The following is a 13,163-nucleotide window of genomic DNA, read 5'->3' on the forward strand; positions in this document are numbered from 1 at the left end:
CCCCACCTACATGATCTCCTACGCAAAGCGTAAGGCTTCAGTGGGGGGCAGGCATCTCTAGCGGCGATCAACCCGCCAGCCCCTTTCGGGGTTTTGAGGCCGTCATATTGCGCATCGTTGAGAGGCTTTTCAGGTCCAGCGTCGGGGAGAATAACCCATGGGCAAACTGATCGCAAGCGGTGTCGGCGATATGCTGGACGTCGCCACCGGCTTTTTCGGCAAGATCAAGATCTACCTGATCATCGCGGGCGTGTGCCTGGCGTGCGTCAACCTCGCCTATTGTCGGGGTCACAGCGCGGGCGTGAATAGCGAGCGGGCGGCATGGCAGGCAAAGTCCGCGGCGATCATTGCCGCACGCGTGAAGGCCGCACTGCTGGCAGAGAAGCGCGACGCTGTGATCAAGGCGCAGGGGCAGGACATCATCGACAGGCGAAAGGAATTGGACAGTGCAACAGCGGATATCCCAGATCAGGGGCTTAGCGCTCGTCAGCGCGCTAGGGCTGATAGTGAGCGGCTGCGGGCGGGACGCTGATGTTCGGCACCTTCCGCCACCGCCGCTGGCGCTGCAAACCGATCAGGTGGACCCGCGCCCTGCCCTGCCAGTCGGGGCGGAATCGTCGGAAGCGGTCTATGAAACCTGGCTGAGCGATGCGCTCGACTGGGGCGATCGGCGCGATCTGCAGGCCAAGAGGTGGTGCCAATGGGCGAACACCTGGCTGGCTGAGAAGGTGGTTTGCTGAGCCCTACCCGCCCGGCGCCGGCTCATCCTTGCCCCATACGCCGGGCCGCTTGTCGAAGTACCCATTGTCAACCGGATCCGCGACCACGACAGCCGTTGAATCGCCCGACAGCCTGGCCGCGATGTGTTTGGCCATCGCTTCGTGCGCGCGGTCGCTCTCCATCGCCAGCTTGGAACGCATGCCGTTCTTTGTGGTCGCCGGGGCGGCTTTCAGGGCCTGGTAGAGCATGGCCTCGAGTTCGGATTGGTTGATTCTGCGCATGGTTTTCTCCTGTGCTTGCGCTGGAAAAGGCTGCCAGCTATAACAAGTTAATGTCGATGGTGACGTTCAAATACCGTGTCAAATCTGGCGCCGGACGCCTAGGCAAGCTCGCTATAGCGTGTAATCAGGTTTGGAACTTTTGCGTCGCAACCCAACGTGAGGCGGAACGAAGGCGCAAAGGCGGGCTTAATTGTCGCTGGCCAACCGCGTACCAGTTGATGAAATTGGTCTCGGGCAGCACCACACTTTTGGGTCTACATTCCGACACTGTGCAGAATGTATGCCGCTAATTTGCTAGATCGCGTGATCAGCATGGAAAGTGTCCGCGGTTTCGCGCAAGCTTTGGCAGCAAGCGAGCGTTGGGCTGGATCCCATTCATTCCGCGGGCTGTAAGCATTTCTGATGACACCGCCACATACCTCAAGCTGCGCTACCGCTTCTGGAAAAGCCGCGACGTCCAAGGTGATTACAAGGCAGGAGAGTTCGTGCAGGACGCTCGTGGCAGATGGTATGTGGCATTTCGGAGTGAAGTCGACGACGATTTGGCAACCGGCAACGGGTCTGTTGGCATAGACTTGGGGCTGAAGGAACTGGCTACCACCAGCGAAGGGGATGCAATACCGGCGCTCCAGCATTACCGCCAATACGAACAACAACTGGCGACCGCACAGCGCGCCGGAAACAAGAAACGGGTCAGGGCGATCCATGCAAAAATTGCGAACGCCCGCCGTCACCACCTTCACGAGCAGTCCACCAGGATTGCGCGGGAGAACCAACTGATAGCGGTTGGCAACGTAAGCGCGTCCAAGCTGGCAAAGACGAGAATGGCCAAGTCCGTTCTTGATGCCGGTTGGGCAAGCTTCAGACACATGCTGCGATACAAATCTGCCAGAAGGCAGGCGGTGTATGTCGATGTTGACGAGCGCTGGAGTTCCCAAGTCTGTTCGACGTGCGGCACCATGCCAGCGTCGAGGCCGAGAGGTATCGCAGATCTTGGAATAAGGGAGTGGGAATGCTCTGACTGCCGCACGCTGCATAATCGCGACGTGAACGCCGCCAGAAACATCCTCGCGACCGCGCTGGAGCATCAGCGTCGCGTAGGCGAAACCGCTGCCCTCAGGGGCGGCTGACGTGCTAAGACTGGCCACCATAACCAGCAGCGCGGGCTGTTATCAGGTCGCGTAGGGCGGTGAAAAACGCTGCCCCGTCTTTCGCGTCCTTGAACGTCACGCTGACCTGCTGGCCGTGCAGGATCGCCATTTCCTCGTATTGCTTCCCAGCCTCCACCAACTGCCGCACAATATCGGCGTCGGGGCGGGCGTGGTCAGATGCCCCTTTGCAGTAAGCCGCGCGCTCTGGCTGCTGTTCCTCGCCGGGGTAGAGATAACAAGCCATGTCGGATGCGCCGAATGCGGCAGCCACGGCTTCGGGTGTGTCAGTCATCGGGTTGTCCTCGCGTTCAACAAATCGTCCGCCCATGCGCCGGGCTATGCGGTCGCAGATGGCGCGCTCTCGCTCTGTCTGGTCGGTCATGGCTGCACCTGGGCGCGAAGGGCGGCGGCTGCGAGCGCTTGGGCGGGATGCTTCGATCTGGCCTCCGCCCCAAACACGCGGGCAACATAGAACCACTCGCCCTTATAAGCCTTGTCCGTCTTTTGCAGGTTGTCGTATTTGACGCCGCCGACCTTGAAAGAAGCGGCGAAACCTGGGCCGATCGACCATTTCATCTGGCCAGACAGCCCGGTCTTTTCCTCATCGTGATATGGCACCAACTGCATGGCAGCGTCGATGCTGGAAGTGTAAGCGGGCGCAAGGTCGTCAGTGATGTATTCGCCCCTATGATCGGTGAATCAGTGATTGGCGGGGTTCCCAGCCATCTCACGCGCAATCACTGCATCCAGCGCCCTATCAGGCCCATCCGCCCGCTCGATGCGCTCTGCGAGGTCGTTGTGGTCGGTCATGATGGCTCCTTGTCGGTGGGGGGAGAGAACGGCATCCAATGCGTGCAGCCCCAGAAGCGGCCCTTCTCGGTGTCCAGCAAGCATCCGGGGCGCATGTCATAAAGGACGCCACACACAACCGGGTATTTCTGCTCGCCGATGCGCCAGCCCAAAATCACGGTATCTCTTGGCGCGCTGCTTATGTCCTGCCAGTTATCGGGCATCGGGTGTCTCCTTGGGGGTGTGTTCGCCGCGCTCGATCTGGTCGGCTGCAAATCCGAATGTGTCCGCTGCCGTGATAATCGCGTCGAGAATGTCGTCTTCCTCTCGGAAGCAGACTTGCCTGTGGTGTTCCAGTTTGGCAGCGCGGCATTGGCGCAGCCAAGCGACCACAGCGGCACGTTCATCCTCACGGGTGGGGTTGGGCTTCATTGGGTCGGCTCCTCGTAAGACAAAAGATAAAGCGCGCGGTTCAACAGGAACACCTGCCGATCAGCAGCCGCGAGCCGGTAGTGCAGCCATGCCATCCGCAACCGCCAGATTGAATGCCGCCAAGAGCGTGGCTTATCGGGCTGGGTCATGATGCGTTGCTCCGGTTCATTGCAGCGATGGCGGCACGGGCGGACCGCAGAGCATCAGTCCAATTGCCAGTCTGAAATTCGCGGGCGTGTTCAGCGGCTCGCAAACCGGCGCTGCCCTCGATGATCGCAAACGCCACCAACGCCAGCACGTCATCGTCCTGCTGTCCGGCGTGTGCCGGGATCATGATGCACCCCTGTAGGCCTGGGCGCGGGTAATCTGGCCATTCGTCTTTGCCGCCCGCTTGATGCGCGTCAATTCGGACTGCGCCTGTTGCAGCGTAATCTCGCCAGCATGGACCCGCTCCATCAAGGCAATGCGCACATCCATGCTGTCGGCAACGCGGCCCTCGGCTTCAACGGCCCTCTGGTGTTCCATGCGGTCTCTGTGCTTGAAATAGTCCATATCCTTATCCTTCTTGGGGTTCGCGGGTGATCGAGAGGCGGGTCATGCGAACATGGTCTTCAGCACCAAAACCGCGTCATCGAACGAATGCACAATTGAGTGCGAATGATAGCGGAGCCAGGGCGAAATAACCGCGTCGGGGCGCGCCACCACAACAACCCCCTTGCCGGTCGTAAAGGCCAGGTAGACCTCCATGCTGGTGCCGACACTGGGCTTGTCGTAATTGACGACCAGTGCGTCTGACCGGGCAATGTCGATTTTGTCCAGCTCGACAATCTCATCAACACATTCGGCCTCTTTACCGCGATAGTCGCGCCGCATCGGGTCCAGCGTAGTGCCAGGCCAAATGGTCTTGACGTGCTCGCGCCAGTTGATGGCTTCGGCGTCGGTGCAGCCGTTGATCGGCCCGCAAAGATAAAGTGTCGTCATTGCCCTACTCCTGTGTGATGCTGGCCAACTGCCGCCAAAAATAGCGCCATGCCTTCACCATAGCCCAAGCTGGACAGCAGGCTCGTAACCAGCATATCTAGCGCCCGGTGCGCTGCATCGCCGCTCTGCTGCTGCACGATTTGCCTGCAAGCGGTTGCGAACTGCTCGGGGGAAAGAGCCTTGCTCAAGGCGGGCAAGGTAGTCAGCCCGCCCGCGCCATCGGTCGCCAAAGTCGAATGCTGTGTCATATCGCCACCCGTTCTGCGCGCCGCTGCTGGCGTCCGCACTTGCAAAGGGAAACTCCCGCGCGATCAACACGCCGCGCAAGTGATGAATTTGTTGCCAACGGCCCTCCAACCTGGGGGCAATCTCGAACATACGCTCGAACCACGCTTGGCAGCCGACCGCCTTGTCTGCACCCATGCCGGTCCACGCCATGCAGACGCGGGGGAAGCGGTCGCATAGCCTCAGCAGGCGCTCGACGGGGGCATCCATGTGCCACACAGGGGCCGCGCGTTCCGGCCCGAAAGGCCAGTCGGTCAGCAGCGCATCGTTGAGCTGGGAAGGCGCGCCCGGTGCGTCCGGTATGATCGCCCACCGATTGCCGTGCAGACGCGGCTCCAGCCAGCGATAATACGGCGACCAATCGTCCCGCACGAACCATTCGTCCCCGCGCTTCATAGCCGCTTGCCACTCGCTGAACGCGCCATTGTCCAACATCAGGCTGCCTGCATACTGCTCCGCCAGGTCGATTTGATCCGGCCTCCAGAAACTGACACAGATTGAACGCCCAGGCATGAGCGATGCGAAAGCATCGTTCGGCGTCAGTGGCGTGCAATGATAAATTGACGGGGCCACTCACGCAGCACCTGTCATGGCCACAACTTGGCCAGTCTGTTCGCTGCTGTTCACGACAAGTTCGCCTTCCGATCTGCTACCAGATGACGGAACGGCGGCGATTTCGCTGGCGGTGTCTCGGTGTAAACGAGATGCTCTACCAACTGAGCTAATCGCCCATGATCGCTGGAGTGCCGCGCCACTGCCATTTTTGAACCGGCATGGCAAGTGGCTTGGTGCTTTCCATTGCGCTGGCCGCCCGCTATCGGCGCAGCAACACTGACAGACCCTGGAGAATCATCCTATGCGCCCATCTGGCCGCGCCCCCGACGAAATGCGCATCATCAGCATCGAAACCGGCTTTACCAAGCATGCCGAGGGCAGCTGCCTGATCGGCTTTGGCGATACCAAGGTGCTGGTTACCGCGAGCATCGAGGAACGGCTTCCGCCTTGGCTCAAGGGCAAGGGCGAAGGCTGGGTCACGGCGGAATATTCGATGCTGCCGCGCGCCACCCACACCCGCGGCCAGCGCGAGGCGGCCAAAGGCAAGCAATCGGGCCGCACCCAGGAAATCCAGCGGCTGATCGGGCGCTCACTGCGCGCGGTGGTCGATCTCAAGAAGCTTGGCGAACGCCAGATCACGCTCGATTGCGATGTCATCCAGGCCGATGGCGGTACCCGCACCGCGTCGATCTCCGGTGCGTGGGTTGCGCTGCGGCTCGCAGTCAACGGCCTGATGTCCAAGGGGCTGATCAAGGAAGATCCGATCACCGCCAAGGTCGCGGCAATCAGCTGCGGCATCCATCAGGGAACGCCGGTGCTCGACCTCGATTACATCGAGGACTCGAACGCGGATGCCGATGCGAACTTCGTGCTGATCGAAGGCGGCAACATTGCCGAAGCGCAGGCGACCGCAGAAGGCGCGCCCTATGACGAAGAGGCGCTGCTGCGGCTGCTTCGCCTGGCGCGCATGGGCTGCAACGAGATCTTTGCGGCGCAGGACCGCGCGGTTTCCTGATCCGATGGCAGCGCGCAAACTCGAGCCTGGCCGGCTGGTGATCGCCAGCCACAACCAGGGCAAGGTGCGTGAAATCCGCGCGCTGCTCGAACCGTTCGGCATCGAACCGGTGTCGGCGGGGGGGCTTGGCCTGCCCGAGCCCGAAGAGACCGGCACGAGCTTCGCCGAGAACGCGCTGCTCAAGGCGCATGCCTCTGCGCAGGCTTCCGGCTGCGTTGCGCTTGCCGATGACAGCGGGCTGTGCGTTGCCGCGCTCGGCGGCAGACCTGGTGTCTACACCGCCGACTGGGCCGAACGGCAATGGTTCGAGGGCGAGCCGGGCCGCGACTGGTACATGGCGATGGGCAAGGTCGAAGGGCGGCTCGCCGAACTTGGCCCGGACGCTGATCGCAGCGCCTATTTCATCTGCACGCTCGCGCTCGCCTGGCCCGATGGTCATGCGGAAGTATTCGAAGGTCGGGTGACCGGCGCGCTGACCTGGCCGCCGCGCGGCACGCTGGGATTCGGCTATGACCCGGTGTTCGTGGCGAAGGGGTTCGACCAGACCTTCGCCGAGCTCGATCCCGCACACAAGCATAGCATCAGTCATCGCGCCGATGCCTTTGCAAAGCTGGTCGAGGCGTGCTTTTGAATAGCGGTACGCACCTCTTCTCTACCGCGAGCGGTAGGGGAGATGAGCCGCTCGCGCTCTACATCCACTGGCCGTTCTGCGTCTCCAAATGCCCCTATTGCGATTTCAACAGCCACGTCCGCGATGGCGTCGATATCACGCAATGGAAAGCCGCGCTGCTTGCCGACATGGCGCATGAGGCGGCGTTGCTCCCAGGCCGGACGCTGGGCTCGATCTTTTTCGGTGGCGGCACGCCATCGCTGATGCCACCTGCGCTCGTGCAGTCTCTGATCGATCAGGCAGGCAGGCACTGGCGCTTTGCCGACGATATCGAGATCACGCTCGAGGCGAATCCTTCGTCGGTGGAATCCGCGCGCTTTGGCGATCTTGCGCTCGCCGGCGTCAACCGCGTGTCGCTGGGGCTGCAGGCGCTCGAAGAGGATGTGCTGGCGTTTCTGGGCCGTGCGCATTCGGTGACCGAGGCGCTGGCAGCGCTCGACATCGCGCAGAACCGCTTCGCGCGTGTCTCTTTCGATCTCATTTATGCGCGCCCCGGCCAGTCGCTCGCCGATTGGGAGCGCGAGCTCACCCGTGCGCTCGGCTTCGGCACCGGGCATCTGTCGCTCTATCAGCTTACGATCGAGCCGGGGACGCGGTTCGAGACACTGGTGCGGCGCGGCGATCTCGTTCCGGCGGATGACGACCATTGCGCCGACCTGTTCGACCTCACCCGCCAGATCACCGCCGCGGCGGGGCTGCCTGCGTACGAGATCAGCAACCATGCCCGGATCGGCGAGCAGAGCCGCCACAACCTCACTTACTGGCGCTATGGCGATTATGCCGGGATTGGCCCGGGCGCGCATGGCAGGCGCGGGAACATGGCGACCGAGCGCCACCGAAAGCCGGAGAATTATCTCTCCGCAATCATCCGCAACGGCAACGGCCTGTCGGTCGAACGCCCGCTCGATCCTGAAACGCAGGCGATGGAAGCGCTGCTGATGGGCTTGCGGCTTGCCGAGGGGCTCGATCTGGAGCGGGTGGCGGCGCGCTCGGGCGTCGCACAATCGGCGTTGATCAATGACGTGGCAACCGATCGTCTGATTGGGCTGGGCCTTGTCCAGCGCGAAGGCCTGCAGATCACTGTCACGCCACAGGGCATGCCGCTGCTCGATGCCATCCTCGCCGAGGTGGTGGCGATTGAGCCCGCCGCCGTCGCCTGATACCCTGCCGCACATGGCAGACCCCGCCCCTCCCCTGATCAGCCTGTGGCGCGCGCATCTGGCGGACAACCGCCGCCGATCGCAGCATACCGTGCGCGCCTATGTCGCGACCGCCGAACGACTGACCGAGTTCCTCGCCGATCACTGGGGCGAGCGACCCGATGCCAGGCGGCTGGGCGACGTGACCCAGGCCGATCTGCGCGCCTTTCTTGCGGCGCGGCGCGGGGATGGGCTCGCCAACCGTAGCACCGCACGCGAACTGTCGGCGATCCGCGCGTTCCTGGCGTTTGCTGGCGAACACAGCGGCTCGGACGGCAGCGCCCCGCGCATCAAGGGCCCGCGGATCAAGCGCAGCCTGCCGCGCCCGATCGCACCCGACAACATCATGGCGCTGGGCGACGTCATGGCTTCGCGCGATGCGCCCGGATGGGTGCAGGCCCGCGATTGGGCGGTGCTGCTGCTGCTTTATGGCGCGGGGCTGCGCATCAGCGAGGCGATGGGTTTGACCGCCGCGGTGCTGCCGCTGGGCGAGACGCTGCGGATCACCGGCAAGGGCAACAAGCAGCGGGTCGTGCCCGTGCTGCCCCAGTTGCGCGACGCGATCAGCCAGTACGTCGCGCTCGCTCCGTTTGATTTTTCCGTCGATACGCCCCTGTTCAGGGGGACGCGTGGCGGTCCGCTGTCGCCTGCGCTGGTGCGGCGTTCGATGATGAACGCGCGCCGGCTGCTCGGACTGGCCGAGGACGCCACGCCACACGCGCTCCGCCACAGCTTTGCGACCCACCTGCTGGCGGGCGGCGCGGACCTGCGGTCGTTGCAGGAGCTGCTGGGCCATGCCAGCCTGTCGTCGACCCAGATCTATACCCAGGTCGACGCCGCACAACTGCTGGACGTTTACGAAAACGCGCACCCACGGGCCTGAGCCGCGAGCTCAGCTTTCGGTCTTGTTGCCTGCCTCGGGCCGCCAGAAGATCACCCGCACCAGATAGGCGCCGATGATCAGCACGATCACCCCGGTCGATATCGGTCCGGTATAGCGATCGATCTCCTCGATCCGCGAGCCCAGCTGAAAGCCGATCCCGGCGAACACCACATTCCACAGTCCTGCTCCTGCAAAGGTCCAGACGAGAAACTTGGTGCGGCTCATCTGGAAGATCCCCGCGGGAAGCGAGATCAGTGTCCGGACCGTGGGGATCATCCGCGCAAAGAAGATGGTCGAGGCGCCGTGGCGGTGGAACAGATTGTTGAAGCGGGATATTTCGCGGTGGTCGAGCGTGAACCAGCGGCCCCAGCGGGCGACGAAATGATCGAGACGCTTGAGCCCGAACGTTCGACCGATGGCGTACCAGAAATAGTTGCCTGCGACCGATCCGACCGTGCCTGCCAGGATCACGGCCCACAGGTTGATGTGGCCCTTGCCCGCCTCGATTCCCGCCAGCCCCATGATCAGCTCGGACGGGATAGGCGGAAACACGTTTTCCAGCGCCATCAGCAGGGCAACGCCCCAATATCCGCCGCTGGCTACCAGATTGAGGATAAAATCGTTCATGACTATGTCTTCAAGCGGGCCTCGATCGCACCCCAGATCATCGCTGCGACGTCGCTGTTGTTAAAAGCGCTGATCGCGACGATGCCGGTGGGCGATGTGACGTTGATCTCGGTCAGCCATTTGCCTCCGATCACATCAATACCCACGAACAGCAGTCCGCGTTCCTTGAGCTCGGGGCCCATCGCGTCGCAGATCTCCTGCTCGCGCTCGGTCAGCGTGGCGGATTCGGCGTAGCCCCCCACTGCGAGGTTTGAGCGGAACTCGCCCTCGCCCGGCTTGCGGTTGATTGCGCCTGCCACCTTGCCATCGACCAGAACGATTCGCTTGTCGCCTTGCGCGACCTCGGGAAGGAACGGCTGCACCATGAACGGCTCGCGCCAGATCTGGCCGAAAAGCTCGACCAGGGCAGAGAGATTGGCGCCATCCTCGCCAACCAGAAACACCGCCTTGCCGCCATTGCCGTGCAGCGGCTTGACCACGATCGCGCCGTGCTTTGTCTGGAAGCGCCTGACCTCGTCGAGCGAGCGGGTGACCAGTGTCGGCGGCATGAAGCGCTCGAAATCGAGCACATAGACCTTTTCGGGCGCGTTGCGGACCGATGCGGGGTCGTTGACCACCAGCGTGCGCCCCTTGAGCCGTTCGAGGATATGCGTCGCGGTGATGTAGCCGACGTCGAACGGTGGGTCCTGCCGCATCAGCACGACATCGACATCCTCGCCCAGATCGAGCCGTACCGGATCGCCGAAAGTGAAATGGTCGCCCTGCACGGCGCGCACCGTCACCGGGTGGGCATGGCACGTCACCTGCCCCGCCTCATAAGTCAGCGTCTCGACATCGTAATGATAGAGCGTATAGCCGCGCGCCTGCGCCGACAGCATCAGCGCAAAGCTGCTGTCGCCCTTGATGTTGATGCCGGGCATCGGGTCCATCTGTACCGCGATCTTCATGGAATGGCCTTTGCTTTGGGGTATCAGGATTGGCGGATATCGGGATTGGTGCCGGGCGATCAGTCGCCCTGCCAGACGTGCGTCAGATGGCGTGGCAAGCGGCCCGGTGCAAGCAGGATCACGTCGATCCGTGCATCATCGTGTGCCCGGACGAAACGTGGCATCAGCGCTTCGGCAGCCGCGGCCACGCGGCGCAGGCGGTGATGATCGATGGCCTGGTCGAGTTCCTGCGCAGTGGCCCGGTGCTTGACCTCGACGAACGCCACCATCCGCCCGCGCCTCGCCACCAGATCGACCTCGCCCAGCGGTGTGCGCACGCGCTTGGCGAGGATGCGCCAGCCCTTGAGTCGCAGCCACCATGCCGCTAGCGTTTCGGCGCGGCGTCCGGCGGTCTCGGCCTGCTTACGGCGCGCTTCAGCCATCGCTTTCGCGCTCGGCCATGATTCGCGCATATAGCGCCTTGCGGTCGAGCCCGAAGCGCCGTGCCACCTCGCCTGCGGCCTTGCCCGGCGGCATGCTCGCAAGCGCCTCGGTCAGCGCCGCCTCAACCACATCCTCGTCTGCCTCGCCGGTGTCGGCCAGGGGCGGCCCGACGACCAGCACGATTTCACCCTTGGGCGTGACATCGGAATAGTATCCGGACAGTTCCGACAGGGTGCCGGTGCGGGTTTCCTCGAACTTCTTGCTGATCTCGCGCACCACCGCCGCCTCGCGATCGCCGAGGATGGCGTGCAAAGCGGCGAGGCAGGCGGCGATCCGCTTGGCGCTTTCATAAAAGACCAGTGTCGCGGGGATTGCGGCAAGGCCTGCGATCTCCCTGTCACGCGCGCCGGCCTTGTTGGGCAGGAAGCCGTGGAAGTAAAATCTGTCCGTCGGCAGACCCGCCAGGGTCAGCGCCACGATCACCGCCGATGGCCCCGGGACCGAATGGATCGCGACACCCGCCTCGCGTGCCTCGCGCACCAGCCGGTAGCCGGGATCGGAGATCAGCGGCGTCCCGGCATCGCTCACTAGCGCCACCGGACCTAGCAAGGCCGCAGCAATCAGCCGTTCGCGGTCGGCGGGCCGGGCATGGTCGTCATAGCGGACGAGAGGCCGCTTGAAGCCGAGATGGTGCAGCAGGCCGCCTGTGACGCGGCTGTCCTCGCAGGCGATCAGATCAGCCTGTTCCAGCACCTGTCGGGCGCGCGTGGACAGATCACCAAGGTTGCCGATTGGTGTCGCAACGATATACAGGCCGGGTTCGGGATCATGAGTCACGCGGATGTTCATGGACCGGCAGGGCGGGAGCGACAAGCTGTGAAACACCTCTATCGAAAATGGCAGGCCATCCTCATGCTGGTGCTGGGCACCATGTTCCTGGCTGCGTGCCAAACCATGGTTCCCAAGACCGCGCCGCCTTCCACCCCCAGCCAGCAGCCCGACCAGCCCACCGCCCGTCCCGACGACGGCCCGATCACCGGTGCGCTGCCCAGCGACGCTTCGCGGCACCGTATTGCGCTGCTGCTGCCGCTCTCCGGCAAGGACGCCGCGGTCGGCCAGTCGATCGCCAATGCAACCACGCTGGCGCTGATGGACACTAAGGCCAGCAATATCCGCATCACCAGCTATGATACCGCCCGTGGCGCGCTGCCCGCAGCGCAGCGCGCGATCGCCGATGGCAACCGGCTGATCCTGGGGCCGCTGCTGGGCGATGACGTGGTCGCCATGGCCGCCACCGCCAAGGCCGCCAATGTCCCGATCATCAGCTATTCCAACGATGTCGGCATTGCCGGCAACAACGTCTTCATCATGGGCTATGTCCCTGCCCAGTCGATCGACCGTGTCGTCCGCCACGCCCGCGCACAGGGCATCACCCGCTTTGCCGCTCTGGTCCCCGCCGGGACCTACGGCCAGCGCGCCTCGTCGGCGATACTGGCGTCGGTCAAGGCCGCAGGCGGCACCGTGGTATCGATGCAGAGCTATGGGTCGGGCAACGCGGCGGTGACCACGGCGCTCAGGAAGATGCAGCAAGAGAGCGCTTATGAGGCGATCCTGATCGCCGACAGCGGTGCAGCCGCCATCCGCATCGTACCGCTGATCCGCGCCAACGGGGGCACCGACGCGCGCATCCTGGGCACCGAATTGTGGAACACCGAACGCGCGCTCGCCACCTCGCCCGCGGTGCGCGGTGCCTGGTTCGCCAGCGTGTCCGATGGCCTGTATCGTCAGTACGCCACCAAATACCGCGCGCAGTTCGGCACAGATCCGTTCCGCCTTTCGACCCTCGGCTATGACAGCGTGCTGCTGACCACCCGCATTGCGCGCGACTGGAAACCCGGAACGCCCTTCCCGATGGACCGGCTGCGCGATGCGGGCGGCTTTATCGGTCTGGATGGCGCCTTCCGGTTTGGCCGCAGTGGCGTTGCAGAGCGTCTGCTGGAAGTGCAGCAGGTGGGTGCAGGCCAAATGACGATCGCATCGCCAGCGCCCAAGTCCTTCGCCGACTGAAACTGTCAGCAGCGACCTGCGTGCCCTGGCGGCGGACCTGCCGCCGGGCGCATAGGGCTGCGCGAAAGCTTTCCGAAATCCCCGTTTCCCGCGCCGCGCGGGCGATATCCCTTTCGCGCGCCTAGCTTGCGCGGCAAT

At 63.6% G+C, this 13,163-nt stretch carries 21 protein-coding genes; 7 read left to right on the forward strand and 14 right to left on the reverse strand.

Annotated elements, in window-relative coordinates; all coding sequences use genetic code 11:
- Positions 1 to 157: 157 nt before the first annotated feature.
- Positions 158 to 532, forward strand: a complete 375-nt coding sequence (locus IP68_RS12490; RefSeq protein ID WP_054135328.1) for a hypothetical protein — start codon at positions 158 to 160, stop codon at positions 530 to 532.
- A gap of 211 nt (positions 533 to 743) precedes the next feature.
- On the opposite strand, the gene IP68_RS12500 is transcribed toward IP68_RS12490, so the two are convergent.
- Positions 744 to 1,001 carry a hypothetical protein gene (locus IP68_RS12500; protein ID WP_054135330.1) on the reverse strand — a complete coding sequence of 86 codons (258 nt, stop codon included), beginning with the start codon at positions 999 to 1,001 and terminating at the stop codon, positions 744 to 746.
- A gap of 359 nt (positions 1,002 to 1,360) precedes the next feature.
- Here IP68_RS12500 and IP68_RS12505 point away from each other — a divergent pair, with 359 nt between their 5' ends.
- On the forward strand, positions 1,361 to 2,131 hold the full coding sequence (locus IP68_RS12505; RefSeq protein WP_054135331.1) for an RNA-guided endonuclease TnpB family protein: 771 nt from the start codon (positions 1,361 to 1,363) through the stop codon (positions 2,129 to 2,131).
- A 4-nt stretch (positions 2,132 to 2,135) separates the two neighbouring features.
- Here the strand turns inward: IP68_RS12505 and IP68_RS12510 are convergent, their stop codons facing one another.
- The 9 genes from IP68_RS12510 to IP68_RS12540 form a co-directional block, all read right to left on the reverse strand.
- A complete protein-coding gene (locus tag IP68_RS12510; protein ID WP_054135332.1) occupies positions 2,136 to 2,534 on the reverse strand; it encodes a hypothetical protein in 399 nt (132 codons plus the stop codon).
- A complete protein-coding gene (locus IP68_RS12515) occupies positions 2,531 to 2,779 on the reverse strand; it encodes a hypothetical protein (protein ID WP_054135333.1) in 249 nt (82 codons plus the stop codon). The genes IP68_RS12510 and IP68_RS12515 overlap by 4 nt, the downstream gene beginning before the upstream one ends.
- A gap of 179 nt (positions 2,780 to 2,958) precedes the next feature.
- On the reverse strand, positions 2,959 to 3,165 hold the full coding sequence (locus IP68_RS20255) for a hypothetical protein (protein WP_156318121.1): 207 nt from the start codon (positions 3,163 to 3,165) through the stop codon (positions 2,959 to 2,961).
- On the reverse strand, positions 3,155 to 3,373 hold the full coding sequence (locus IP68_RS20260; protein WP_156318123.1) for a hypothetical protein: 219 nt from the start codon (positions 3,371 to 3,373) through the stop codon (positions 3,155 to 3,157). The genes IP68_RS20255 and IP68_RS20260 overlap by 11 nt, the downstream gene beginning before the upstream one ends.
- On the reverse strand, positions 3,370 to 3,522 hold the full coding sequence (locus IP68_RS20265) for a hypothetical protein (RefSeq protein ID WP_156318125.1): 153 nt from the start codon (positions 3,520 to 3,522) through the stop codon (positions 3,370 to 3,372). The genes IP68_RS20260 and IP68_RS20265 overlap by 4 nt, the downstream gene beginning before the upstream one ends.
- Positions 3,519 to 3,707 (reverse strand): hypothetical protein, encoded by a 189-nt coding sequence (locus IP68_RS12525; protein ID WP_054135335.1) that lies wholly within the window; start codon positions 3,705 to 3,707, stop codon positions 3,519 to 3,521. The genes IP68_RS20265 and IP68_RS12525 overlap by 4 nt, the downstream gene beginning before the upstream one ends.
- On the reverse strand, positions 3,704 to 3,925 hold the full coding sequence (locus IP68_RS12530; protein ID WP_054135336.1) for a hypothetical protein: 222 nt from the start codon (positions 3,923 to 3,925) through the stop codon (positions 3,704 to 3,706). The genes IP68_RS12525 and IP68_RS12530 overlap by 4 nt, the downstream gene beginning before the upstream one ends.
- Before the next feature lie 42 nt (positions 3,926 to 3,967).
- On the reverse strand, positions 3,968 to 4,354 hold the full coding sequence (locus tag IP68_RS12535; protein ID WP_054135337.1) for a hypothetical protein: 387 nt from the start codon (positions 4,352 to 4,354) through the stop codon (positions 3,968 to 3,970).
- Positions 4,355 to 4,408: 54 nt separating this feature from the next.
- Positions 4,409 to 5,074 (reverse strand): hypothetical protein, encoded by a 666-nt coding sequence (locus IP68_RS12540; RefSeq protein WP_156318126.1) that lies wholly within the window; start codon positions 5,072 to 5,074, stop codon positions 4,409 to 4,411.
- Between the two features lie 421 nt (positions 5,075 to 5,495).
- Between IP68_RS12540 and rph the strand changes: the two genes are divergently transcribed.
- From rph to IP68_RS12565, 4 genes are read left to right on the forward strand one after another with little or no spacing between them, the layout of a single operon-like run.
- Entirely contained in the window at positions 5,496 to 6,209 is a 714-nt protein-coding gene (gene rph, locus IP68_RS12550) for a ribonuclease PH (RefSeq protein ID WP_054135339.1), read from the forward strand.
- Between the two features lie 4 nt (positions 6,210 to 6,213).
- The gene (gene rdgB, locus IP68_RS12555; protein ID WP_054135340.1) at positions 6,214 to 6,840 is read left to right on the forward strand and encodes an RdgB/HAM1 family non-canonical purine NTP pyrophosphatase; all 627 of its coding nucleotides are present in this window, start codon (positions 6,214 to 6,216) and stop codon (positions 6,838 to 6,840) included.
- Complete coding sequence (gene hemW / locus IP68_RS12560) at positions 6,837 to 8,039, forward strand: radical SAM family heme chaperone HemW (protein ID WP_054135341.1); 1,203 nt, start codon at positions 6,837 to 6,839, stop codon at positions 8,037 to 8,039. Before rdgB ends, hemW begins: the two co-directional genes overlap by 4 nt.
- A gap of 13 nt (positions 8,040 to 8,052) precedes the next feature.
- On the forward strand, positions 8,053 to 8,961 hold the full coding sequence (locus IP68_RS12565; protein WP_054135342.1) for a tyrosine recombinase XerC: 909 nt from the start codon (positions 8,053 to 8,055) through the stop codon (positions 8,959 to 8,961).
- A gap of 9 nt (positions 8,962 to 8,970) precedes the next feature.
- On the opposite strand, the gene IP68_RS12570 is transcribed toward IP68_RS12565, so the two are convergent.
- The 4 genes from IP68_RS12570 to rsmI are packed head-to-tail and all read right to left on the reverse strand — an operon-like array spanning position 8,971 to position 11,807.
- Positions 8,971 to 9,588, reverse strand: coding sequence for a DedA family protein (locus tag IP68_RS12570; protein WP_054135343.1), 618 nt, complete (start codon positions 9,586 to 9,588; stop codon positions 8,971 to 8,973).
- 2 nt (positions 9,589 to 9,590) lie between these two features.
- Entirely contained in the window at positions 9,591 to 10,535 is a 945-nt protein-coding gene (gshB, locus tag IP68_RS12575; protein WP_054135344.1) for a glutathione synthase, read from the reverse strand.
- 59 nt (positions 10,536 to 10,594) lie between these two features.
- Positions 10,595 to 10,957, reverse strand: a complete 363-nt coding sequence (locus tag IP68_RS12580) for a YraN family protein (RefSeq protein ID WP_054135345.1) — start codon at positions 10,955 to 10,957, stop codon at positions 10,595 to 10,597.
- Positions 10,950 to 11,807 carry a 16S rRNA (cytidine(1402)-2'-O)-methyltransferase gene (rsmI, locus tag IP68_RS12585; RefSeq protein ID WP_054135346.1) on the reverse strand — a complete coding sequence of 286 codons (858 nt, stop codon included), beginning with the start codon at positions 11,805 to 11,807 and terminating at the stop codon, positions 10,950 to 10,952. The genes IP68_RS12580 and rsmI overlap by 8 nt, the downstream gene beginning before the upstream one ends.
- 27 nt (positions 11,808 to 11,834) lie before the next feature.
- On the opposite strand from rsmI, the gene IP68_RS12590 reads away from it, so the two are divergent.
- Positions 11,835 to 13,025 carry a penicillin-binding protein activator gene (locus IP68_RS12590; RefSeq protein ID WP_054135347.1) on the forward strand — a complete coding sequence of 397 codons (1,191 nt, stop codon included), beginning with the start codon at positions 11,835 to 11,837 and terminating at the stop codon, positions 13,023 to 13,025.
- Positions 13,026 to 13,163 lie beyond the last annotated feature (138 nt).

Origin of the sequence: Blastomonas sp. AAP25 (assembly GCF_001295965.1) — a bacterium.
Classification (GTDB): Bacteria; Pseudomonadota; Alphaproteobacteria; order Sphingomonadales; family Sphingomonadaceae; genus Blastomonas; species Blastomonas fulva.